The sequence below is a fragment of the Streptococcus parasanguinis genome, from assembly GCF_023109675.1.
GTDB classification, from domain to species: Bacteria; Bacillota; Bacilli; order Lactobacillales; family Streptococcaceae; genus Streptococcus; species Streptococcus parasanguinis_I.
The window spans coordinates 136,239-158,159 of the sequence record NZ_JALDUR010000002.1 but is presented as its reverse complement, the minus strand read 5'-3'; the positions used below and the strand labels follow the sequence as shown (position 1 = coordinate 158,159).

Sequence of the window (21,921 nt, the reverse complement as noted above, 5' to 3'; positions counted from 1 at the left end):
TTAAACGCATTGAGGCTGTCATAGTTTCGGTTCCTCCTACATCTTTGTTTATATCAATTTATAGTATAACACAACAAGATGATATGTTCAATATAAAAGTTATGGAATGAGACTCATACTTCCAATTCGATGCCAGATTTAAAGGATATGACGAAGTTTTCTTCATAGACTGTAACGCTCTGGATTATCTTCCTTAGTAGCAAGCGATTAGCTTTCACAAAATCTTCTGTTTGTAGTTTTAAAAATTCATCAGGATTTTCTAACTCAACCTCAAAATATTTCATTTTACATTCCCTCATTTCATTTATTGATAAATTGAGTTTGCAAAAAAGAGTGGACAATTTTTGTCTACTCTTAACCTTTAAAATAGTTTTTTTTAATCGATTTGAAGTTGCCTAAATTATTACTTATTCGGTAAAATGAAGTATTGCTTTCAACAGATTTCCTTCAACTACACTTCACTTGATTCAAACAAGGTGGGTACATTTCTATTCCCACAAACTCCTTGTCAATGGAAACAAACACGTACCCACAGGGTAAATGGAAATAGAAACTGATAATTTCTAGCTATCACTTCTACTCATTCCAAAAATTTTCTCACTCTGATACTTACCCACCATAAAGCAAAAAGCCTTGCAATCAAGGCTTTCATTATCCCTTTCGTTCAAAGGTTTCTAAGCTTTTACGAGCAGAGCGACACACTCAGCGGTTCGCTATCTCCGTTCTGTCTGCGTGCTAGCACTTGTCAATCACGGACAGCTATCGCATGGGCGGAAGTAAATGCTAATCTTCGTCGTTTTACTCCTTGACTAGCAAACTTACCGCCTCAACATGATGCGTTTGCGGAAAAAGATCCACCGGCTGTACTTTCTTCAATTCATAGCCCAATTCTTGGTAGAGTTTGATATCACGCGCCATGGTCGCGACATTACAAGAGATATAGGCGATGCGGTCAGCTCCTGTTTGGGCACTTGCTTTGATAAAGCTTTCGGTCAAGCCCTTGCGTGGTGGGTCGACCAGGATGGCTGTTGGTTGGATGCCTTCCTTGAGCCAATTTTTCATAGCATTTTCAGCTGTGTCACAGACATAGTGGGCATTGGTGATGCCATTTAGACTAGCATTCTTCTGGCTATTTTCTACTGCTTCGGGGATGACTTCAACACCATAAACTTCCTTGACATGCTTGGCAACTGACAAGCCAATGGTCCCGATTCCGGAGTAGGCATCAATGACCACATCATCTTTACTTAACTCTGCAAAGTCAATGGCTGTCTGATAGAGCTTCTCTGCCATTTCGGTATTGACCTGATAAAAGGCTGGTCCAGAGATTTGGAAATCATTTCCCAACATTTGATCCGTAATATAGTCTTGACCATAAAGCGTACGCCATTCTTTCCCAAAAATGGCATTGGTATTCTGGTCATTGATATTCTGCATAACAGATTTGATGGCTGGGAATTGCTTGAGCAGCTGCTCGATCAACTGGTCCACACGGAAAATCTTGGGACGAGTGGTGACCAAAATGACCATGATTTGTCCAGAATGATGGCCTCGACGAACAACAAGGTTACGAATCAGGCCAGACCGTTCTTTTTCATCATAAGGCTTGAGGTCAAACCGACGAATCAAATCACGAAGCGCCAAGACCACTTGATCAATGACTGGATCTTGGATATAAAAGTCTTCAATCGGCATCAAATCATGAGAGTTCTTCCGAAAGAAGCCTGTTTCGACCTGACCATTTACCCGACGAACAGGGACTTGGGCCTTGTTACGGTATTGGACAGGATGGTCCATTCCCAAGGTCAGGGGTACTTCGATATCAGAGATTCCTGCCATCTTGTAGAGGCTATCCTTGACCTGCTTGGCCTTGAATTTCAGTTGCTCGGGATAAGCCAGGTGCCCCAAGTCGGCGATTCCGCTTCGTAAATAGGCAAGATCAAGCTCTTCATTACGGTGAGGCGATTTTTCTAGGTACTCCTCTACTTTTCCGTAGCCGATCTTTTTGTTGACTTTAAGCACGCGCATGCGGACAACTTCTCCTGGCAGGGCATTCTCCACAAAAAAGACCAGGCCATCGACCTTAGCCACTCCTGCTCCTTCGTGGGTCAAATCGACAATCTCAACGGTTACAATTTCATTTTTCTTTAACATGGTGTTCTATCTTTCTACAAATTAAAAGGGGTGGAGTTCAAAACTCCTATCCCCTTATTATATCATCTCAGTCCCATTTGGTACAATTTCTTTTTATAAGCATCGAAATCGACGAGCAAGCCTTGGCCCCCATACATATCGTAGGCATCGACCCAATCCCCATTTTCTGGGATGGTCACTCGTTCAATTCCTTTTCCAGCACTACCGACTAAGCCAAGTCCATTAGTCAATAGGAAGGAGAAAGGTACATTGGTAGACGTCATAGCAAAGACTTTCCCGAGGGCTTCTGATCCCGTAAAGAGTTTTGTTGGATCTTTGATCTGGTGCATGATGGCGGACATGACCTCTTGTTGGCGACGGGTCCGACCAAAGTCCCCTTCATCATCCTTACGGAAACGCGAGTAATTGAGAAGGGTCCGGCCATCCATCCGTTGCTTTCCAACCTTGATGGTTTGCTGCGGAACGACACCGTCTTTCATGTTCAAATCATCTGGTACTTCTACTTCACTGACCTTCTCGCCATCAACCGTTGAAAACTGTGCATTCATCTCGACCCCATTCGGGAAGAGGGTATCGATCGCCGTCGCAAAGGTCTTGAAATCGACCATGGCGTAATATTGGATGTCAATGTCAAAGTTATCTTTGAGCATCTGACGCACCAATTCAGCCCCTTGGTTGTTATTTTGCTCCCCTATGGTGAAGGCAGTGTTCAGTTTTTGATCATAGTAGCCATCATATTCAGGAATATTTTGCTGGCTCACCCCATCAATATGGACCAGTGTATCCCGCATGAAGCTGACCATCTTGATCTTGCCTTCTTTGTTATTGACATTGACCACCATGATGGAGTCTGTCCGAGTCTCATCTGATTTCTCACCGATCCGACCATCTGTCCCCAAGATCAGGATATTGACCCCATCTCGCGACTTCTTGCCGTTAAATTTCTCGACGACAGCTGGTTTGGCATCTGGACCTGTCGGCTTGCTGTTGAGGCCTTTCACAAACATGAAGACCATGCCACCGATAATGAGCAAGAAAAAGAGAGCAAGCCACTTGAGGATCCGTTTGACGCGGATCTTTTTCCGTGGTTTCTTAGGTATATCGCTCGTCGCAGCAACTGCTTTCTTCTTAGACTTTTTGCTACGTGATTGGTAAACAGGGAGATCCCCAATTGGTTCAGCAATCTCACCTTGCACTTCTTCTGTAGCGTCTACCTCAGGTTGAAGGGCTTCTGCTTCCTCATAAGCTCCTTGGCTCTTCTTGAGCAGGTAATTGTATTCTAGTTGTTCTCGTTCATTCAAATAATGAAAATTTGAGTATAAGTACTCTAATCGCTTTCGCTCGTGGTGAGATAGAAAGTTGGATTCGTTACTCATCTTTTCTCCATTCCGTTATCTTTTAAGGTATAGACCTGATACTGACCCAGGACTTTTGTCTGAATGCCCAAACTGTCTAATTCTTGATAGGCAAACTGCAGAAGATCAGGCGCTTGATTTAGAAGGTCAATAATGAAAAAGTATTCTCCTAAAGCTGTTTTTAGGGGGCGACTTTCAATCTTGGTTAAATTGATCCCCCGCCAAGCAAAGGTGGACAAACCCTTATAGAGGGCTCCTGCTAGGTTACTTGGCAAGGTCAAGGCCAAGCTAACTTTTTGAAGAGAGGGATTCAATGCTTCTGAGATCGCTGGCTCTGTTGCCCCTAAAATCCAAAAACGTGTATAATTGTCCTCGATTTCTTGGATGTCTTTGGCCTGGACTTCCAAGCCGTACTCACTAGCTGCTGCCAGAGGGGCAATCGCCGCAATTTCCAAGTCTGGATGCTCTGCCACATAGCGAGCCGCATAGGCTGTTGAAGCCGTCATTTCCATAGCCACATTTGGATAATGGGCTCTTAGAAAAGCCTTCCCTTGGGCCAAGGCCTGTGGATGCGAATAGACCGTTCGAATAGGCCGATCTTTTCTAGCCACCAAGAGCTGTTGCTTAATGAGATAGACCACTTCTGCAACGGCCTGGATGGTCCCTTGGTGAAAGAGGTAATCGATGGTCTCGTGGACACTGCCTTCGATAGAGTTTTCAACGGGGACGACTGCAAAATCAATTTCTTGATTTTCATAGGCCTTAATAACATCTGTGATCGTTCGATAAGCGATGCGTTCAGAAGTTGGAAAACTATGAGTCACCACATCGTGGGTAAAAGATCCCTTGGGACCTAGATAGCCTACAAGCATCGAATAATCTCCGCAATTTCGTCAGGTGTTTTGTCCTTAACATCCACAATATGGGTAGCAATCGCTTCATACAAAGGCAAACGGCCATCAAAAATCTTCTTGAATTCTTCTTTGGTATTGTTTAAAAAGAGGGGACGTTGCATAGCTTTGTCATTTTGAATGCGACTGTACAAGGTTTCAAAATCCACGCGCAAATAAATGTTGTATGGATTTTTTTCCAAGAGGGCACGGTTATGAGGATTGACGACAATCCCGCCACCAGGGGAAATAATGGCTGCCTCGTTTTCCAATAAACGTTCCAGCATTTCAGCCTCGCGGCGACGAAAGGCAGCTTCTCCTTCCACTGCGAAATAGTCATTGATCGACATGCCGATCTCTTTAACAATTAATTCATCCATATCATGGAATTTTGGATCAAGAATCCGGCCAACGGTCGTTTTTCCAGCTCCCATAAAACCAAGTAAAATTTTAGCCATGCAGTAAGGTCTCCAAATCTTCAAAAAAACTAGGGTAACTGGTGTTAATGGCCTCTGCCCGATCCAGCATCACATTTCCTTCACTCACTAATAAGGCAGCAATGGCAGCCATCATCCCAATCCGATGGTCTCCAAAGGTCTCTAAGTCAGCTCCATGCAGGGGAGTCGGACCAGTGATGAGCATTCCGTCTTCCGTTGGCACAACATTGGCTCCCATAGCATTGAGGCTATCTGCTACGACCTGGATGCGGTCCGTTTCTTTCACACGAAGCTCTTCAGCATCCGCAATCACAGTTTGACCATTGGCTTGTGTCGCTAGTAAGGCAATAATCGGCAATTCATCAATTAAGCGTGGAATCAACTCCCCATCAATCCGAATCCCTTTTAAGGACGAAGTCTTGACGGTAAGACTTGCCGAGACAGCTTTTTCATCACGATCCTCAACAGTGAGATTTCCCCCCATTTCCTGGATGACATCGAGAATCCCTGTCCGCGTTTGGTTGATGCCAACATTTTCAATCTTGATCTCACTATCTGGAAGGATGAGCCCAGCCACTAACCAAAAAGCCGCACTGGAAATATCTCCAGGAACAATGACTGTTTGACCTTTGAACTCTTGTCCACCCTGGATGTGGATAGTTTTTCCGTCTACCTGGATCTCCCCACCAAATTGGCGAATCATATCCTCTGTATGGTCACGGGTCTTTTCCTTCTCGATAATCGTCGATTTACCCTCAGCCTGTAGAGCAGCAAAGATGAGAGCCGACTTGACTTGGGCCGATGCCACTGGCAAACGGTAATGAATGGGTTGAAGCTGATGGGTCCCTTTTTCATGTAAAGGTGGGCAATCGCGATCTCCCTGACCAGTAATCTCTACCCCCATCTGACGCAGTGGGATCGCGACACGATCCATGGGCCGTTTGGAAAGACTGTCGTCTCCGACCATGGTCACTGCAAAATCCTGACCTGCTAGTACACCTGAGATCAAACGAATAGAAGTTCCTGAATTGCCCATATCAAGGGGAGATGTCGGGGCTTGAAGACCTTGAAAGCCTACTCCTTGAATCCGAATCACATCCCCATCATCCTGGATAGAAACTCCCAAGTCTCGAAACACCTGGATGGTAGAAAGCACATCTTCGCCTCGCAAGATATCATAGACCTTAGTTTCGCCCTTTGCAAGACTTCCAAAAATAATGGATCGGTGACTGATGGATTTGTCACCAGGGACTCGAATGGTTCCCTTTAGACCCTTGCTATTGGTTCTTAATTTCATTGCCATCTCCAGAGTGCTTTTCCACATATTCTATCATAAATAGGACATGAATTCAATTTTTGATCAAAAATTTGGAACAAAAAACGAATGTTTCCAAGCATTTTTTGAGCTTGTTTTCCTCTAGTGGCGAACGAAAATACCAGAGTCGAAATGACAACTCTGGTAGAAATTTCTACTTGTATAAATCTTGAATCGGCTCAAAGATGATCTTTTCAAGATCTGCAAGATAAATAGACAATTGTTGTTGTTTGGTGAAAAATTCATTCACAATCGGACTTGCTTGGATTTTTTCCATATAGTCCTTCATTTCTTGTTGCACAGCTTCTGTTGGAAGTTGACCGGATTGCATCAAGCCTTGCAGTTGATTTTGGAAAGCGACGTATTCGTCAAACAGCGTTTTCGCTTCTGGATTTGCTTCGATCGCTTGCTTGCTTTCTACGACAGCCTTGTATTCAGGAAGGTCTCGCAGGGTCCGAGAGAGTTCGTTTGCTACATCATAAATATTTGCCATTTTCTAGGCTCCTTTACTGATAAGATACTTCTATTATACTGCTTTTCCTTCAATATTCCTAAAATGAAGCGGCCTTTTGACGCAAATCCTTCTTTAGACCTAGCGAGCAAGGACGGTATAAGACGTCGCCTGGCTGATCAATGTTTGAGCCTGCTCCTGATCCTCTGCATTTTTAAAGGTCAGCTGCAAAATTCCGTGGATATCTTCACGATTCTCTTCATTGATGTGAATATTGACCAAGGAAATCCCTTGTAGGAGTTGTAAGATTTCGAGGATCACGCCTTCCTGATCGGGGACATCGATAAAGAGATCATAGGCACTATCGCGGCCAGCACGCTGATGGATCTGCATTTCTTTTCGGTGCTTCCGCCCTTCTTGGAAAAAGGACCAAATGGCCTCCTCGTTATCTGCTTGAATGGTCTCAGCCACCTGATCCAAACGCTCTTTGAAATCTGCAATCCGCTCTAATATCGCTTGAGGGTTGGACAAGAGAATAGAAGTCCACATGCCTGGCTCACTTTCCGCAATCCGTGTCATATCCCGAAAGCCACCAGCCGCAAAACGGCGGGTCATTTCATGCTCTTCCCCATAAGCTACGGCCTGCTCGACCAGTGTCGAGGCTAAAATATGAGGAAAATGGCTGATCTGGGAAGTCACCCGATCGTGTTCCTCGGCATCGACTTCAATAAAGCGAGATCTCAATCCACTCAGAAGCTCTTTCAACTCTTCCATGGCACCCCCCGTGGTCAAGCTAGAAGGGGTAAAAATATAATAGGCATTTTCAAATAAGGTGGCATCTGCTGCTGCAGCACCTGTCTTATGACTACCAGCCATGGGGTGTCCTCCCACAAAGCGTACATCCTTATCTGTAAACACTTTTTCAGCTTGTGCGACAATTTCTGCCTTGGTAGAGCCTGCATCAGTCACCAGTACCTGGTCTTTCAAATTCAGGCCAGCTAAGGTTTCTAAGTAAGACTTGGTTTGCTTGATGGGAAGGGCCAAAATAATGATATCTGCTAAAGGGGCAAAGGCTGCGAAATCATCCGTCACCTGATCCACCATTCCTCTTTCAAGGGCGATGGTTCGAGAGGCTTCACTACGATTGTAACCAAGAATGGTCACATGTGGGTGGGCCCTCTTAATGCCTAGCGCAAGTGAAGCACCAATCAAGCCCAGTCCTGCAATATAGACAACTTTCTTCTCCAAAGGAAAACTCTTTCTCTTAAAAATTCTTCGTAAAGTCCCGGTGCTTAGCAACAGCTTCTTTCAATTCTTCCAAGTTATCGGATGAGAATTTTTCAAGCACTTCTGTAGCAAGGACTGTTGCGACCACTGCTTCCATCACCACTCCTGCAGCTGGCAGAGCCGTTGGGTCGCTGCGCTCAACCGTTGCCTTATAAGGCTCATGGGTTTCAATATCCACACTCATCAAAGGTTTGTAGAGGGTCGGAATAGGCTTCATGACACCACGAACCAGAATGGGCTCACCATTGGTCATGCCCCCTTCAAAACCACCAAGATTATTGGTGCGACGGGTATATCCAGTGTCCTGAGACCAGATGATCTCATCCATGACTTGACTACCTTTTAGGCGACCTGCTTCAAAACCAAGGCCAAACTCAACACCCTTAAAGGCATTGATAGAGACCACTCCTTGAGCGATTTTGGCATCCAATTTCTTGTCCCATTGCACATAGGATCCTAGTCCAACAGGCACACCGCCAACCAAGGTTTCCACAATTCCCCCTATGGTATCGCCATCTTTTTTCACTTGGTCAATATAGGCCTTAACGGCTTCTTCTTGTTCTGGCACAACGATCGAAACTTCCGACTGACCTGCCTTTTCCTTGATTTCTGAAACGGTTAGATTCTCGGGAATTGCAATCTCGATTCCCCCAAAATTCACAATGTGGCTGGCTACTTCAAGGCCGATCTCTTCTAAAATCCGTTTAGCAACTGCACCAACGGCTACACGCATGGTCGTCTCACGGGCAGAAGAACGCTCTAAGGAATTACGGAGATCATCGAAACGGTATTTCATCCCTCCGACTAGATCGGCATGACCAGGACGTGGCTTGGTGATCTTACGCAGATTTTTCTTTTTTTCTTCGACCGGTGCTACATTCATGATCTCTAGCCATTTTTGATGATCCAGATTGGTCACGTTCAGAGTAATCGGACCTCCCATGGTCAAGCCATGACGGACCCCTGATGTGATCTCAACCCGGTCACTCTCAATTTTCATCCGAGCACCACGACCATAGCCACCTTGTCGACGTTTGAGCTCTTTATTAATATCCTCTTCAGATAAAGGAAGGCCTGCTGGAACGCCCTCGATGATGGCTGTTAATCGAGGCCCATGGGACTCTCCTGCTGTTAAATATCTCATACGACCTTATTCCTTTCTTTCTAAAAAGTCCTTCATTTCTTGAAGAGGGATTTGATGAATCGCTGCTTGCCCCAACTCTGGAACAATTACTAATTTCAAGTTCGTCCCACGCGCCTTTTTGTCATGGGTCAAGGCTTGATAAAGGGCTTCTTTATCCCAGTTCTCATAGGTCACCGGAAGGTCAAATTTCCGGCACATTTCTTCGATTTGTTGGCTGATTCCTTTTGGCATCAAGCCCTTTTCTTCTGCAACTCGGGAGAGCTGCACCATGCCCATACTGACAGCTTCTCCATGCATAACTTGACCATAACCAGCTGTCGCTTCAATGGCATGCCCGATGGTATGACCAAAATTGAGATACAGTCGAATACCATTGTCCAACTCATCTGCCACCACATGGTCACGCTTCACCAGGCAAGAATGGGAAATGATGCTCTCTGCATGCTCTAAAATACTCTGGACAGAACCATCCATGGCTTCCAATTCTTCCCAAAGTTCCGTATCTTGGATGAGGCCGTACTTAATGACTTCGCCCATTCCCTCGATCAATTCACGGTGCCCCAACGTGCTCAACACTTCAGGATCAATAAACACACCGTCTGGTTGAGCAAAGGTCCCTACCATGTTTTTAGCAAGTGCTGTGTTGACCCCCGTCTTTCCCCCGATAGAAGAATCTACCTGTGCGGTCAAGCTAGTCGGGATCTGAACAAAGGAAATTCCCCGCATATAGGTCGAGGCAGCAAAACCAGCCAAATCACCAACTACGCCACCCCCAAGAGCAACGATTCCATCACTGCGCGTCATGCCCTGGGTAGCTAGAAATTCATAAACTTTTGAAACAGTGGTTAGATTCTTACTGGCTTCCCCTTGAAGAAACTCAAAGCGCACCACTTGAAAACCAGCTTTCTCAAGGCTCTTCTCTACGATAGACGCATATAGCTTAGCCACGCGGTTATCGGAAATAATGGCGACTTTTTTATCGCTCCAAAGAGTGCGCAACCAGTCTCCAACCTGGTTAAGACCACCTCTTTCAATCACAATATCATAGGAATGTCCTGGAATAGGTACCGATACGTTCATAGGAATCTCCTTCACGTTTTTCTTTGATTCTATCTTATCATGAAATAGGGCACATGTCTCAATCAAAATGAAAAAGAGACTAGAGCAAGACTGTTTTTTAAAAAATCAGTTCCTGTTCTAATCTCATAAAGCTTTTTCAATAGGAAAAGGTAAAACCCTCTCTTAGTCACATACAAATTGGCGATATTCTGTTGTCAATGCTTCCCATACAGACTCTGTAGGAAATACTTTCCCAGTCATTAATTCAAAGGCTGCTTCAGCTTGATAAAAGAGCATTCCCAGCCCATTTTCCCTCTGGTTTCCTTGATTCACTGCCAATTGCAGAAAGGGGGTCACTGCCGGATAGTAAGCCATCTCTACGATTAAGGCATGTGGGGGAAAGGTCAAGTGACTCGCTATTGGAAGAGACTGACCATCCATTCCAACACCAGTGGCATTTAAGATGAGATCAGCTTGATGAAAAAAGTTTTGAACGTCTTCATCTTTCTCAATCGCATACAATTCTATCAAGAAATCAAAGCCTTCTTCAATCAACTGAACTATTGAACGATAATGAACCAATCTTTCCTCTCTCACAAAGACAAGGATACGTTTTACACCTAGATGAATCGCCTGTGCAATAATCGCTAAAGCTGCACCACCTGCACCTAAGAGAACCATTGTTTTTCCCTTAATAGAGAAAGCAGGAGGTAAACTACGAAAGAAACCAATCCCATCCGTATTATAGCCTTTAAGCTTACCATCGCGGTGAACGATAGTATTGACAGAACCGATCTTTCGGGCCATCTCATCCACTTCATCTAAGTAAGGAAAGACCTTCTGCTTGTAGGGCATGGAGATATTGGCCCCAATCATATCCAACTTACGAATTTGGCTGATGGTGCTTTCTAAGTCTTCTTCAGCAATATCCCAAGCTAGATAAGCAGCATTGGTCGCTGTTAATTCATAGGCTAGATTATGGATGAAAGGAGAAATACTATGACGAATGGGATGGGCAATGACCGCTGCCATCCGAGTATATCCGTCAATCTTCATTTAATAACTCCCGAATTCTTCTCATATTTTCAAGAGGAATTTGACCTGGAGCACTTTCATCTCCGACTCTAGCATAAGACCAAGAAGAGCCTGTCAAATCAGCTGTCAAGCGCGAAATCTTCCCGACCTTGCCCATGGAAATCGTTACATATTCTTGCTCAGGGTTCAGTGTCTTGAAACCACGCGTATAATTCATCAAGTCAAGAACATCTTGTTCATTGTGGGCCATGACAGATACTTTGACTAATTTTGGAGAAAAGCTGGTCAATTCCGATAAGATCTCCATCATATTTTCCGGAGTTTCTTGGAAGTTATGGTAGCTGAGAACAAGATTTGAAAATTCCAACATCTCTTCAAAGACTTCACGGTGACTATAATACTCGAAATCGATATAATCCGGATGATAGATGGATTGAATATCTTTCAGGATTCCAACATATTCCTCGTTGGTCAGCTCCATCTCTCCACCTTCAGCTCGAGTCCGCAAGGTGAATAAAATCTCGCGTCCAGCAAATTTCTCAAAAACTGCAGGAGCAACGGTTAAGATCTCGCTTTTTTCTAAAAAGTCCGCACGCCACTCAATAACATCTGCATCCTCGTAACGCGAACTATCTAGTTGTTGCGCCTCTTCTAAGGAGCGAGGCATAATCGAAACAACTAACTTCATACATCCACCCTAATCGTAAATACTTTTAAGTAATTACTACTTTCTTCTTTCTTGTTCCATCGAAAATCACCCGGAAGTCCATATTCCGCTACATAGCGATGCTTACGACCTTGAAATCCCTTTTCGATTTGTTTTTTAAATTTATCTTTGTCGACATTTGCCGCATTGGTACTGAGAATCAAGGTCCCACCTGGATGTAAAATCTCAAGAGCCTCGCTGACCAATCGATGATAATCTTTAGCGACTGAAAATGTCCGTTTTTTATTCCGCGCAAAGCTAGGCGGATCGAGCACGATCACATCATAGCTTAGGTCATGGCGTTTGGCATATTTGTAATAGTCAAAGACATCCATCACGACAAAACGATGAGCATCCAGCGCCAAGCCATTTGCCACAAAATGCGCTTCTGATAGTTCTCTACTTCTCTTAGCCAGATCGACCGATGTTGTCTCAACTGCTCCACCCATTGCCGCAGCCACAGAGAAGGCCGCCGTATAGGAGAACATATTGAGCAAGGACTTACCAGCAGCGAGCCCCTCAACTAAACTTCCTCGGACTTCATGCTGGTCCAAAAAGATCCCCGTCATCAAGCCATCATTGAGAAAGACTTGGTAAGAGACCCCATTTTCAAGAATCAAAAATTCTTGCGGAGCTTCTTCTCCATAGACATGAGCCGATTCATAGTCCAAACCTTTAAAGCGAATCTTTTCATAGCCGCCTCGGACTTCTGAAAAAGCTTCTTGAAAGGCTGCTAGAATGGTTTCCTTAATCTGAAATACGAAGGGATTGTACCAAGAAAAAACAACAAACTCACCATATAAGTCAACCGTAAAGCCACCAAAACCATCTCCATCTTGGTTAAAGAGACGAAAGGCCGTCGTCGTTTCATCCGCATAATAAGAACGACGGTATTGCTTGGCTTTGATGAAAAGCTTTTTAAAAAAGTCTTGATCAAAAGCGACCAACTCTTGTGAAACAAACCATCCAATCCCTTTATTTTGTTCAGATAAGTATCCGACTCCGAGGTATTGTCCATCTCCTGAAAGCAATTGAACCTCTTGATCCAAAGCAGGAAGTGACTCAAAATCTTGCTTTTCAAGAAGGGATTGTCCTTGTTTGATTTTTGTTGCGACTTGGCGACTAACTGTGAGTTTTTTCATATCCTCTATTATAGCAAAAGTCTGCAGTTTTCACAAAGAGAGGCTTTATTTACTGGAACTTTTTTTACCGTTTTATCCTAGCTTTCATCATTTAGCTTCAAATGATATAAAATGCCGGATCTTTCCTATTTCTTTCCTCTCCTTTACAGTCATTTTTTTCTTTCTCCATAAAATTGTGGTATACTTGTATATGAAAATTTTTAGGAAATAAGACAAGGAAGTAACATTTTGTGAAAAAAATTACGAATTCGATACTCAATTTCATGAGTACCAGACTAGGATTTGTCTTGACCCTTCTGTTGCTCTACTGGTTCAAAACCATGTGGGCCTATTCAGTTGATTTTAATTTAGACATTCAGGGACCGTATCAGATTTTTCTAGCAGTGATCAACCCATTGCCGATTAGTCTGCTCTTCATTGGTCTTGCACTTTATATCAAACGAACCAAGCTCTTTTATAGTTTGGCCTTTGGGATCTACCTTCTCTTATTTATTTGGTTGATTTCCAACTCCATCTATTATCGAGAGTTTACAGACTTCGTAACGGTCAATACCATGTTGGCTTCCAGCAAGGTTTCTGCCGGTCTCGGAGCTGCTGCTTTAGAATTGTTCCGACCTTGGGATGTGATCTACATTCTAGATTTCCCTATTCTAGCTTTCTTCTTCTTTAAGAAATGGATTCGAATGGACAATCGTCCCTTCAATAAACGAGCTAGTTTTGCGGTTACCTCTTTATCGGCTATGCTCTTTTCGGCCAACCTTTTCCTCGCAGAAATTGACCGACCTGAGCTCTTGACTCGTGGGTTCTCAAACTACTATGTCGTTCGTGCCCTAGGCTTACCAGCCTTTCTGGGTTATAGCGCTAATCAGACCTATGCTGCCAACAAAGAACGTTCCAAAGCCTCCGAAGCAGATTTAAAACCGGTGGAAGAATATATCCAACAGCATTATGCCAAGCCTAATCCTGAGTACTTTGGAATGGCCAAAGGCCGTAATGTTATCTACATTCACTTGGAAAGTTTCCAACAATTCTTGATCGATTACAAGTTGAAAGTAGACGATAAAGAATATGAAGTGACACCTTTCTTAAACTCACTTTACCACTCGAAAGAAACCTTTGCCTTTTCAAACGTCTTTAACCAAGTCAAGGCAGGGAAAACGTCCGATGCTGAGACCATGATTGAAACAGGCCTCTTCGGACTCAACCAAGGTTCCTTTATGGTGAACTATGGTGGAACTAATACCCAACAGGCTGCACCATTTATTCTTTCAAAAAATGGGTACAACTCGAGCGCTGTTTTCCACGGGAATGCTGGAAGTTTCTGGAACCGGAATACCGCCTATAAACAATGGGGCTACAATTACTTCTTTGATGCCAGCTACTTCACCAAACAAAACAGCAGCAATTCCTTCCAGTATGGTCTTAATGACAAATACATGCTCAAGGATTCCATCAAATACCTAGAAAGATTGCAACAGCCTTTCTATACGAAGTTCATTACGGTTTCCAACCACTATCCTTATACAACTAGCTTGTCAGGAGATGATCTCGGCTTCCCTCTAGCTAAGACTCAGGACGAAACCATCAATGGCTATTTTGCGACCGCTAACTACCTAGATTCTTCGATCAAGGCCTTCTTTGATTACCTGAAAGAATCTGGTCTTTACAAAAATTCCATCATCGTTCTCTATGGGGACCACTACGGAATTTCAAACTCCCGCAACCCAGCTCTTGCCCCTCTACTTGGTAAGAACTCTGAAACGTGGTCAAGCTATGACAATGCCATGTTGCAACGCGTTCCTTATATGGTAGTTATTCCTGGAATGGACAAGGGAGGCATTATCAACACCTATGGTGGCGAAATTGATATGCTCCCAACCTTGGAACATTTGCTAGGCATTGAATCCAACAAATTCCTCCAAGTTGGTCAAGATATGCTCTCACCAGATCATGATCAAATCGTAGCCTTCCGCTCCGCTAACTACTTTGTGACTCCTGAGTATACGAGCTATAGTGGCCGGACCTATTACACCAAAACAGGTGAGGAAATCACGAACCCAGACGAAAAAACCAAGGAAGAACTGGACAAGATTAGGGAGGCTGCTAACCTGCAATTGAAGATTAGCGATAGCATCCAGACCGGTGACCTCCTTCGCTTCTTCAAGGGCAATGATCTTGGAAAAGTCAATCCAGATGATTATTCCTACACTAATTCCTTCAAGGCATTGAAGAAGATTGAAAAGGAAAAAGGTGACAAATCAACCAGCCTTTATAACCAACGTGGCAATCAGTCCACCGTTGATCTCTTCAAGGCACCTACTTATAAAGAATTGCACCCAGAAGACGATAGTTCTTCCTCAACAGAGACCAGTAGCAGTTCTTCTAAATAAAGAGAATCCCTGAGTTTAAAAACTCAGGGATTTTGTGATTTCTTTAAAAAGATTACGCTTTACCTTCATCTAGGACTTCAAAAACAGAAGCTGTTAAATTCTCCACATAGAATGGTCGTTTATGACGACTATTCCCAACCATCAATTTCAATTTATTTGAATTTTGGAGGTAATATGGAAGCCCGCTGGCGTTGAAGATGACCAAGTACTTCTTGTCTCCTGTTAGTTCAAATATCAGAAGTCCACTACAATCAGTTGCAGATTGGATAAAGACTTGTTGATAGATTTTATCATAGCTTTCAAGCCCTAAGACAGGAAGACTTGTCTTCAAATTGATCAAGCTTCGGATATAGGCAATTGATTCCTTGTTTTGACTGACCAGATCCCAGTTGACCTGATTCACAAAATCTGGAGCATTGTAGGAATTCATGGCCCGTTCACGATCCAAAGGAGTGATTTCTCCATCAGGACCTGTCGCTACCAATTTGGTCCTCATGAACTCTTGACCCAATTGCATAAAGGTCATGCCCTGAAAGAGCAGATTCATGGCCGTAGCCAACTCTGAGCGCTTGACCAATCCTGCTACTTTTTCATTCGGATGAAGAGTCTGAAGCAAGTCATAGAGATTATAATTGTCATGAGCCTCCACATAATTCAAGACCTGATTGGGACTTAAATAATGACCCAGCTCCGCACTACCTAGAACAGCACGCGCAACGATATTCTCTGTTGATTTTCGGCTGACAAAGCCACGTTTGATAGAACCATAAACCTCAGCCCCTTTAATAGCATCGCGCTCCGTGTCGTTAAAGAATCCAATACGTGGCAATTGCGCCGCATTGTCTTTCTTAGCCTTATCCTCTGGTGCGAGACCAGTTCCCATGTCCCAACCTTCTCCATAAAGGAGAATGCGAGGATCCAGAGCATCCATAGCCTCCCGAATAGCATTCATTGTCGTCACATCGTGAATGCCCATCAAATCAAAGCGGAAACCATCGATCTGGTACTCTTTTACCCAGTGCGTAAGGGAATCAATCATGTACTTGCGGTACATTTCATGCTCACTTGCCGTCTCATTACCGACACCTGTCCCATTTTGGAAGCGCCCATCTGGCTCCATCCGGTAATAATAATCCGGAACTGTACTTTGGAAAGGACCATTCTCAGTTGAGTAGGTATGATTGTAGATCACATCTATGACTACAGAAATCCCAGCTTCATGATAAGCCCGGATCATAGTTTTAAGCTCTTTCATCGTCTGCTTAGGATTGGATGGATCCGTTGAAAAACTGGTTTCTGGTGCAGAATGATTCTGAACGTCGTAACCCCAATTGTAGGTCACACGACCTTCTTCATCGTACTGTTTATAGCGATCAGATATCGGCTGCAATTGCACGACATTGACCCCTAACTGACGGATATAATCAAAGGCAGTCGCATCGCCATGGCTATTGACAGTTCCTTCTTGGCAAGCCCCCAGATAGGTCCCACGCAAAGACTCGTCCACACCTGATGTCGGTGACTTGGTCAAATCCCGAAGGTGCATCTCATAAATCACTGCTTGACAAGGATTATCCAGGCGCCAGGGAGTCTCATCGGCGCCTTTTTTAGTGCCCCAATCAAACTGACGATCTGTTCTTGAGAGAATGGCTGAGCGCATTCCATCGGCTGTCGTTGCAATGCTATAAGGATCGCGCGTCACTTGAGTCTGGTGTTCAAAATACACACGATATTGATAAGCCATGCCACTTAAATTTCCTAGAAAATCTAGAATCCAAACACCTTGGGTGTTTTCTGGATGGTAGCTAGACTCTTGTTTGCCTCGCATCATCGGAATAGTCTTCCAAATAGGCGCATCCAACTCTGTTGATTGATAGAGCAACAATTCAACTTTCTTAGCAGTAGGGGCCCACAGCTTAAAGCAATACTCCCCTTCTTCGTCACGATAACCAAGCCAGCCTTGATAAGCCCATTTGGTGTCAAATTCCTTGGCATGGGTCGCCATATCGTAGGCATGAGGCTGACGATGGCTATAAGCATGACTCGTCAAAGCAGCTTGCAAAGAATAATAGACAGTATCGTCCCCATCGAGAATCCAAACTTCTCGAACATGCCCTTCTGGTAAGAGTTCGATTTCAAAATCACGGGTTTTGGTGAGCCAATCTCCTTCTTTAACCAAGACATGACCCCGATTCAAGGCATCCTCACTCTCGTATACCAGATTTCCCTCTACTCCAAAATAATCCAACTTGGAGAAAGAGACTGATTTTCCTTCTACTTGATCCTGCCATTGCCACATATCATAGGCAAAATAATTTCCTTTTTGCTTATGAAAATGAAGCTTTACATGGTATTGTCGCATAACATTTTCCTATTTCCAATTTGATACCGAAGGAACCATTCGCTCGTGAAACACGTACATGGTTCCAACTATTTGTTTTTATTCTTCAGATGTGTGAACCAAAGCATCGTTGTTGATTTCATCAATATTCGCAAAGAATTCCAAGTGATTATGAAAGACTTCCAATTCAACTGGAGTATCTCCCCCATATTCGCCATCTAGATTGATGCGGAATGGTTGAGCATTTTTCCCTAACATTTCGATCGACAACTTCTTGGTCTTGAGATATTCTACATTTTCATCGTGCACATGCTTGCCTCCATTAATGGCCTGAATCATCAAGGACAACATGTTAAAGAGCTTAGCAGTTTTTACGATAATCAAGGTGAAGTTTCCATCATCGAGCTTAGCATCTGGTGCGACACTTTCAAAGCCAGCAATAGAGTTGGTCAAAGCCACAAAAATCATCGAAGCTGGACCTTCAAAAACGCCATTATCGTGTTCGATCCGTACCTTACGAGCCTTGTTCCTCGGCAACATTTTAGCTGCTTCAGCTACATAAGCAAAGTAACCCAGGCGAGATTTGACACTACTTGGGACACTGAAGGTCAATTCTGTCATGGTCCCTGCTGCAGCAATATTGATAAAATACTTACTGCCATAAGCACGACCAATGTCCATTTGAATGGTTTGATTCTTTTCGATAATGCGGGCAGCTGCCACTGGATCTCCCATCGGGATCTTCAAGGCACGCGCATAGTCATTGGTTGTGCCGGTTGGGATAAAGGCCATCTGCGGACGATTCTCCAGACCTGCAACTCCATTGACCACTTCATTAATCGTGCCATCTCCACCAGCAGCAATGATTAAATCAAAGCCGGCTTTAGCGGCTCTTTCTGCTTCATTTTGGGCAGAAAATGGTTCTGGAGTCGTTTGATAGGCGCTGGTTTCATAGCCCACGTCTTCAAGTACGTCTAAGACTTCCGCAATATTTTTCTTGATAATTTCTTGCCCAGAGGTCGGATTATAAATTAAACGGGCTTTTTTGATTCGTTCTACCATAAAGATCCTCTACAAACTTTCAAGCCAGGCCTCATCTTCTACCTGGATTCCTAATTCTTGTGCTTTGGTTAACTTACTACCAGCGTCACTACCTGCAACGACCAAATCTGTTTTTTTGGAAACTGATCCAGTTACCTTAGCGCCCAGACTTTCTAATTTTGCCTTCGCTTCTGAACGCGTGAGGCGCTCTAGCTTCCCAGTCAAAACGACTGTCATTCCTGATAGGGCTGCATCAGCAGCGACTTTCTCACCAAGATAAGCCAGATTGACGCCAGCTTCTTTAAGCTCTTGCAAGAGACGCTTGGATCCTTCTTGCGCGAAATAACGCTTGAGGCTTTCAGCCACGACCATACCGAGACTATCAATGCTGGCAATTCGTTCTGGATCAGTTGTAGCCAATTGATCGAGGTCATGGAATTCTTGGAGCAAGATTTGACTAACCTTGCTACCGACATGGCGGATCCCCAAACCAAAGAGTAATTTCTCAGCTGAATTCTCTTTTGAAGCTTGAATGGCTTCATAGAGTTTTTCAGCAGATTTTTCTTTAAAGCCTTCCAAGGTCAATAGATCATCGACTGTAAGACGATAGATCCCAGCTACATCCTCTACCAACTGAGCTGCGAAGAGTTTCTCTACAACAGCTGGACCCAAGCCTGTGATATTCATAGCATCCCGACTTGCAAAGTGGTTCAATCCTTCCTTGATCTGCGCTGGACAGAGTGGATTGATACAGCGAAGGGCCACCTCATCCTCAAAATGAAGCAACTCACTCTGGCAGCTCGGACAATGAGTTGGAATGGCTAATGCTTGATCAGAGACTCGCTTATCTTTAACAACACGCAAGACCGCAGGAATGATATCACCAGCCTTGTAGACAATGACGGTATCATCCTGATGAATATCTTTTTCGGCAATATAGTCCACATTGTGTAAGGTTGCCCGACTAACAGTGGTTCCGGCTAGCTGGACTGGAGTTAGATTGGCAGTTGGCGTCACAACTCCGGTCCGTCCAACCGTCCAATCCACCGATAGGATTTTCGCTTCTTTTTCTTCAGCTGGAAACTTATAGGCGACAGCCCATTTAGGGGCTTTAACAGTAAAGCCTAGTTCTTCTTGAACAGCTAGGTCATTGACCTTGATGACGATCCCATCGATATCGTAGGGAAGATCCTCTCGAAGCTGAGCTACTTTTTGGATGAAGTCCCAAATTTGCTCCATATCCTCAGCCAGCACTCGCTCTTGGTTCACGACAAAGCCTAAGCGGGCTAATTTCTCAAGCACGCCTTCCTGACTGCTTTGATCAGTTGGACTCACTTCTTGATACAAGAAGGTTGCGAGATTTCGCTTGGCCACGATTTTCGTATCCAATTGGCGAAGCGTTCCTGCAGCAGCATTCCGCGGATTAGCAAACTCCGGCTCACCATTTTCTTGACGGATCTGATTGACCCGATCAAAGGAAGCCCGTGGCATGTAGCACTCGCCTCGAACCGTGATGTTCACTGGCTCTGGTAACACTAAAGGAATGTCCTTGACCCGCTTGAGGTTCTCTGTAATATCCTCACCGACAGAACCATCCCCACGTGTCGCCCCCGTTACGAGGACTCCATTTTCATAGGTGAGGGAAATGGACAAGCCATCAATTTTCAGCTCACATACATAGCTGATAGAAGGAAATTCCTTACGGACACGCTGATCAAAGGCTTCTAATTCTTCACGCGAAAAAGCATCCTGCAAACTATAAAGGGGATACTGGTGCTGGTATTTGGTAAAGCCTTTTAAAACCACCCCACCTACACGGTGAGTTGGACTCTCTGGTAAGATCTCATCAGGATGAGCGGTTTCTAGTTCCACCAACTCCCGATACAATTGATCATATTCACTATCTGAAACAGATGGAGCGTCTTTTGTGTAATACTCGTAAGCATAACGATTGAGTAATTCCACTAATTCTTTCATTCTGGTTTTCATGTTCTTATTTTATCATAAAATCTTAATTTAGCCTTGAATTTACTGCATTCTTAGCATTAAAAAAGGAGCCAAAGCTCCCTTTTCTTATTTTGTAAAATCGATCCGTTTAGAAAGTTGATTGATCACAATCGCTCCAAAAATCAAGGATGCGAATTCACCCAATCCCATGGTCAACCAGTTATAGAAGAATGGTTGGCCTTGAAGGTAGTAAAGTTCCAAGGCAATCGTAAACATGGAAATGGAAAAGAAAATCGCAAACAAGAAATGGTCCAAGCGAATAAGACCGTCAAACAAGAACTTGTTTTTAAAACGACCAAATAAAATGAGTCCGAGTCCTAAGAAGACAAAGGTCGAACCTCCACCGACAAAGACATCGATCCATCCAAAACTAAATAAGTTAGCAATCATACAACCAAGAGTCACTCCAATCAAGTACTTCTTATTGTAGAAGGCTAAGAAATTCATCATCTCCGAAACACGGAATTGATAGCCATAGTAGGCCATAGCATTGAGAGGTGGGGTAATGGTCAATACGATATAAATCGCAGCAACAATGGCAATTTGTGCCATATCACGAGCAGTTAACTGTTTCATCTATTCTCCTTTAGCGGTTTTCCCGCGTTTAATATGCTTGGCGAAAGGATTTTAAGCACCAAGGGTCGAAGGTTTGATTTCTTCAACCTTTCAAGTATAGCATATTTTGAGGTTTTATGGTAGACTGAATTTATGAAAACACTAATTAAAAAATTTTTTGATAATGAAATTTTATCCTATCTCTTCTTTGGTGTGGCAACAACCCTTGTTTCCGTCGGAACCCGCCTCTTCATCTATCATATGTCTCGTGATGAACGATTGGCGACAGCGATTGGAAACATTGCTGGGATCCTCTTTGCCTTTGCGACCAACGATACCATCGTCTTTAAGCAAGAAAGAAAGGGCTGGTTTCAGCGCTTGATCCGATTTGCGATTGCGCGCTCTGGGACCTTTATACTAGACATGGTCTTGACCGAGATTTTTGTCAAGCAATTCCCAGGAATCATCGGGCAATTTGTCCACAACAACAAGAGTCAAATTAATCTAATTGAAACCCTCTTTGCGCAAGTTGCTATAGTGGTCCTCAATTATGTCTTTAGTAAACTCTTTGTCTTTAAAAATAAAAACAAGGCTTGAAACATTTGTTTCAGC

The 21,921-nt window shown here is 43.8% G+C and carries 19 protein-coding genes and 1 riboswitch; of the genes, 2 read left to right on the top strand and 17 right to left on the bottom strand.

Annotation, left to right across the window (positions count from 1 at the left end; all coding sequences use genetic code 11):
- Window positions 1-113: 113 nt before the first annotated feature.
- The 13 genes from M1G14_RS02330 to M1G14_RS02270 form a co-directional block, all read right to left on the bottom strand.
- The gene (locus M1G14_RS02330; RefSeq protein ID WP_000873143.1) at window positions 114-284 is read right to left on the bottom strand and encodes a hypothetical protein; all 171 of its coding nucleotides are present in this window, start codon (window positions 282-284) and stop codon (window positions 114-116) included.
- 514 nt (window positions 285-798) lie between these two features.
- On the bottom strand, window positions 799-2,154 hold the full coding sequence (rlmD, locus tag M1G14_RS02325; RefSeq protein ID WP_049522891.1) for a 23S rRNA (uracil(1939)-C(5))-methyltransferase RlmD: 1,356 nt from the start codon (window positions 2,152-2,154) through the stop codon (window positions 799-801).
- A 62-nt stretch (window positions 2,155-2,216) separates the two neighbouring features.
- Window positions 2,217-3,530, bottom strand: coding sequence for an LCP family protein (locus tag M1G14_RS02320; RefSeq protein WP_049490723.1), 1,314 nt, complete (start codon window positions 3,528-3,530; stop codon window positions 2,217-2,219).
- The gene (pheA, locus tag M1G14_RS02315; RefSeq protein ID WP_049522892.1) at window positions 3,527-4,381 is read right to left on the bottom strand and encodes a prephenate dehydratase; all 855 of its coding nucleotides are present in this window, start codon (window positions 4,379-4,381) and stop codon (window positions 3,527-3,529) included. Before pheA ends, M1G14_RS02320 begins: the two co-directional genes overlap by 4 nt.
- A complete protein-coding gene (locus M1G14_RS02310; protein WP_049506069.1) occupies window positions 4,372-4,857 on the bottom strand; it encodes a shikimate kinase in 486 nt (161 codons plus the stop codon). The genes pheA and M1G14_RS02310 overlap by 10 nt, the downstream gene beginning before the upstream one ends.
- Entirely contained in the window at window positions 4,850-6,133 is a 1,284-nt protein-coding gene (aroA, locus tag M1G14_RS02305) for a 3-phosphoshikimate 1-carboxyvinyltransferase (protein WP_247926242.1), read from the bottom strand. The genes M1G14_RS02310 and aroA overlap by 8 nt, the downstream gene beginning before the upstream one ends.
- 172 nt (window positions 6,134-6,305) lie before the next feature.
- Window positions 6,306-6,644: a YlbF/YmcA family competence regulator gene (locus M1G14_RS02300; RefSeq protein ID WP_003014453.1), complete on the bottom strand. Its 339-nt coding sequence runs from the start codon at window positions 6,642-6,644 to the stop codon at window positions 6,306-6,308.
- A gap of 99 nt (window positions 6,645-6,743) precedes the next feature.
- Window positions 6,744-7,850, bottom strand: a complete 1,107-nt coding sequence (locus M1G14_RS02295) for a prephenate dehydrogenase (RefSeq protein WP_247926241.1) — start codon at window positions 7,848-7,850, stop codon at window positions 6,744-6,746.
- Window positions 7,851-7,866: 16 nt separating this feature from the next.
- Window positions 7,867-9,033 (bottom strand): chorismate synthase, encoded by a 1,167-nt coding sequence (aroC, locus tag M1G14_RS02290; RefSeq protein WP_223344517.1) that lies wholly within the window; start codon window positions 9,031-9,033, stop codon window positions 7,867-7,869.
- Between the two features lie 6 nt (window positions 9,034-9,039).
- Window positions 9,040-10,113: a 3-dehydroquinate synthase gene (gene aroB, locus M1G14_RS02285; protein WP_247926240.1), complete on the bottom strand. Its 1,074-nt coding sequence runs from the start codon at window positions 10,111-10,113 to the stop codon at window positions 9,040-9,042.
- A 162-nt stretch (window positions 10,114-10,275) separates the two neighbouring features.
- Window positions 10,276-11,148, bottom strand: a complete 873-nt coding sequence (gene aroE, locus M1G14_RS02280) for a shikimate dehydrogenase (RefSeq protein ID WP_247926239.1) — start codon at window positions 11,146-11,148, stop codon at window positions 10,276-10,278.
- Window positions 11,138-11,815 carry a type I 3-dehydroquinate dehydratase gene (gene aroD, locus M1G14_RS02275; protein ID WP_003014374.1) on the bottom strand — a complete coding sequence of 226 codons (678 nt, stop codon included), beginning with the start codon at window positions 11,813-11,815 and terminating at the stop codon, window positions 11,138-11,140. Before aroD ends, aroE begins: the two co-directional genes overlap by 11 nt.
- Entirely contained in the window at window positions 11,812-12,975 is a 1,164-nt protein-coding gene (locus M1G14_RS02270; RefSeq protein ID WP_247926238.1) for a class I SAM-dependent rRNA methyltransferase, read from the bottom strand. The genes aroD and M1G14_RS02270 overlap by 4 nt, the downstream gene beginning before the upstream one ends.
- A gap of 230 nt (window positions 12,976-13,205) precedes the next feature.
- Between M1G14_RS02270 and M1G14_RS02265 the strand changes: the two genes are divergently transcribed.
- Window positions 13,206-15,365, top strand: a complete 2,160-nt coding sequence (locus M1G14_RS02265) for an LTA synthase family protein (RefSeq protein WP_049474753.1) — start codon at window positions 13,206-13,208, stop codon at window positions 15,363-15,365.
- Between the two features lie 52 nt (window positions 15,366-15,417).
- On the opposite strand, the gene pulA is transcribed toward M1G14_RS02265, so the two are convergent.
- The 4 genes from pulA to M1G14_RS02245 all read right to left on the bottom strand — a co-directional run bounded on the left by pulA (window position 15,418) and on the right by M1G14_RS02245 (window position 21,330).
- On the bottom strand, window positions 15,418-17,727 hold the full coding sequence (gene pulA / locus M1G14_RS02260; RefSeq protein WP_247926237.1) for a type I pullulanase: 2,310 nt from the start codon (window positions 17,725-17,727) through the stop codon (window positions 15,418-15,420).
- 78 nt (window positions 17,728-17,805) lie between these two features.
- The gene (locus M1G14_RS02255; protein ID WP_021153031.1) at window positions 17,806-18,768 is read right to left on the bottom strand and encodes a diacylglycerol kinase family lipid kinase; all 963 of its coding nucleotides are present in this window, start codon (window positions 18,766-18,768) and stop codon (window positions 17,806-17,808) included.
- A gap of 9 nt (window positions 18,769-18,777) precedes the next feature.
- The gene (gene ligA / locus M1G14_RS02250) at window positions 18,778-20,736 is read right to left on the bottom strand and encodes an NAD-dependent DNA ligase LigA (RefSeq protein WP_155125348.1); all 1,959 of its coding nucleotides are present in this window, start codon (window positions 20,734-20,736) and stop codon (window positions 18,778-18,780) included.
- A gap of 84 nt (window positions 20,737-20,820) precedes the next feature.
- Window positions 20,821-21,330, bottom strand: a complete 510-nt coding sequence (locus M1G14_RS02245; RefSeq protein ID WP_049471983.1) for a QueT transporter family protein — start codon at window positions 21,328-21,330, stop codon at window positions 20,821-20,823.
- Window positions 21,328-21,434, bottom strand: a riboswitch (PreQ1 riboswitch). (Overlaps the previous gene by 3 nt.)
- Before the next feature lie 28 nt (window positions 21,435-21,462).
- Between M1G14_RS02245 and M1G14_RS02240 the strand changes: the two genes are divergently transcribed.
- Entirely contained in the window at window positions 21,463-21,906 is a 444-nt protein-coding gene (locus M1G14_RS02240; RefSeq protein ID WP_129824171.1) for a GtrA family protein, read from the top strand.
- The last annotated feature ends 15 nt before the right edge of the window (window positions 21,907-21,921 follow it).

Excerpts from the sequence above, each read along its gene's own strand:
- M1G14_RS02330 (WP_000873143.1), bottom strand. The coding sequence starts at position 284 with ATGAAATATTTTGAGGTTGAGTTAGAAAATCCTGATGAATTTTTAAAA.
- rlmD (WP_049522891.1), bottom strand. The coding sequence starts at position 2,154 with ATGTTAAAGAAAAATGAAATTGTAACCGTTGAGATTGTCGATTTGACC.
- M1G14_RS02320 (WP_049490723.1), bottom strand. The coding sequence starts at position 3,530 with ATGAGTAACGAATCCAACTTTCTATCTCACCACGAGCGAAAGCGATTA.
- pheA (WP_049522892.1), bottom strand. The coding sequence starts at position 4,381 with ATGCTTGTAGGCTATCTAGGTCCCAAGGGATCTTTTACCCACGATGTG.
- M1G14_RS02310 (WP_049506069.1), bottom strand. The coding sequence starts at position 4,857 with ATGGCTAAAATTTTACTTGGTTTTATGGGAGCTGGAAAAACGACCGTT.
- aroA (WP_247926242.1), bottom strand. The coding sequence starts at position 6,133 with ATGAAATTAAGAACCAATAGCAAGGGTCTAAAGGGAACCATTCGAGTC.
- M1G14_RS02300 (WP_003014453.1), bottom strand. The coding sequence starts at position 6,644 with ATGGCAAATATTTATGATGTAGCAAACGAACTCTCTCGGACCCTGCGA.
- aroC (WP_223344517.1), bottom strand. The coding sequence starts at position 9,033 with ATGAGATATTTAACAGCAGGAGAGTCCCATGGGCCTCGATTAACAGCC.
- aroB (WP_247926240.1), bottom strand. The coding sequence starts at position 10,113 with ATGAACGTATCGGTACCTATTCCAGGACATTCCTATGATATTGTGATT.
- aroE (WP_247926239.1), bottom strand. The coding sequence starts at position 11,148 with ATGAAGATTGACGGATATACTCGGATGGCAGCGGTCATTGCCCATCCC.
- aroD (WP_003014374.1), bottom strand. The coding sequence starts at position 11,815 with ATGAAGTTAGTTGTTTCGATTATGCCTCGCTCCTTAGAAGAGGCGCAA.
- M1G14_RS02270 (WP_247926238.1), bottom strand. The coding sequence starts at position 12,975 with ATGAAAAAACTCACAGTTAGTCGCCAAGTCGCAACAAAAATCAAACAA.
- pulA (WP_247926237.1), bottom strand. The coding sequence starts at position 17,727 with ATGCGACAATACCATGTAAAGCTTCATTTTCATAAGCAAAAAGGAAAT.
- M1G14_RS02255 (WP_021153031.1), bottom strand. The coding sequence starts at position 18,768 with ATGGTAGAACGAATCAAAAAAGCCCGTTTAATTTATAATCCGACCTCT.
- ligA (WP_155125348.1), bottom strand. The coding sequence starts at position 20,736 with ATGAAAACCAGAATGAAAGAATTAGTGGAATTACTCAATCGTTATGCT.
- M1G14_RS02245 (WP_049471983.1), bottom strand. The coding sequence starts at position 21,330 with ATGAAACAGTTAACTGCTCGTGATATGGCACAAATTGCCATTGTTGCT.
- M1G14_RS02240 (WP_129824171.1), top strand. The coding sequence starts at position 21,463 with ATGAAAACACTAATTAAAAAATTTTTTGATAATGAAATTTTATCCTAT.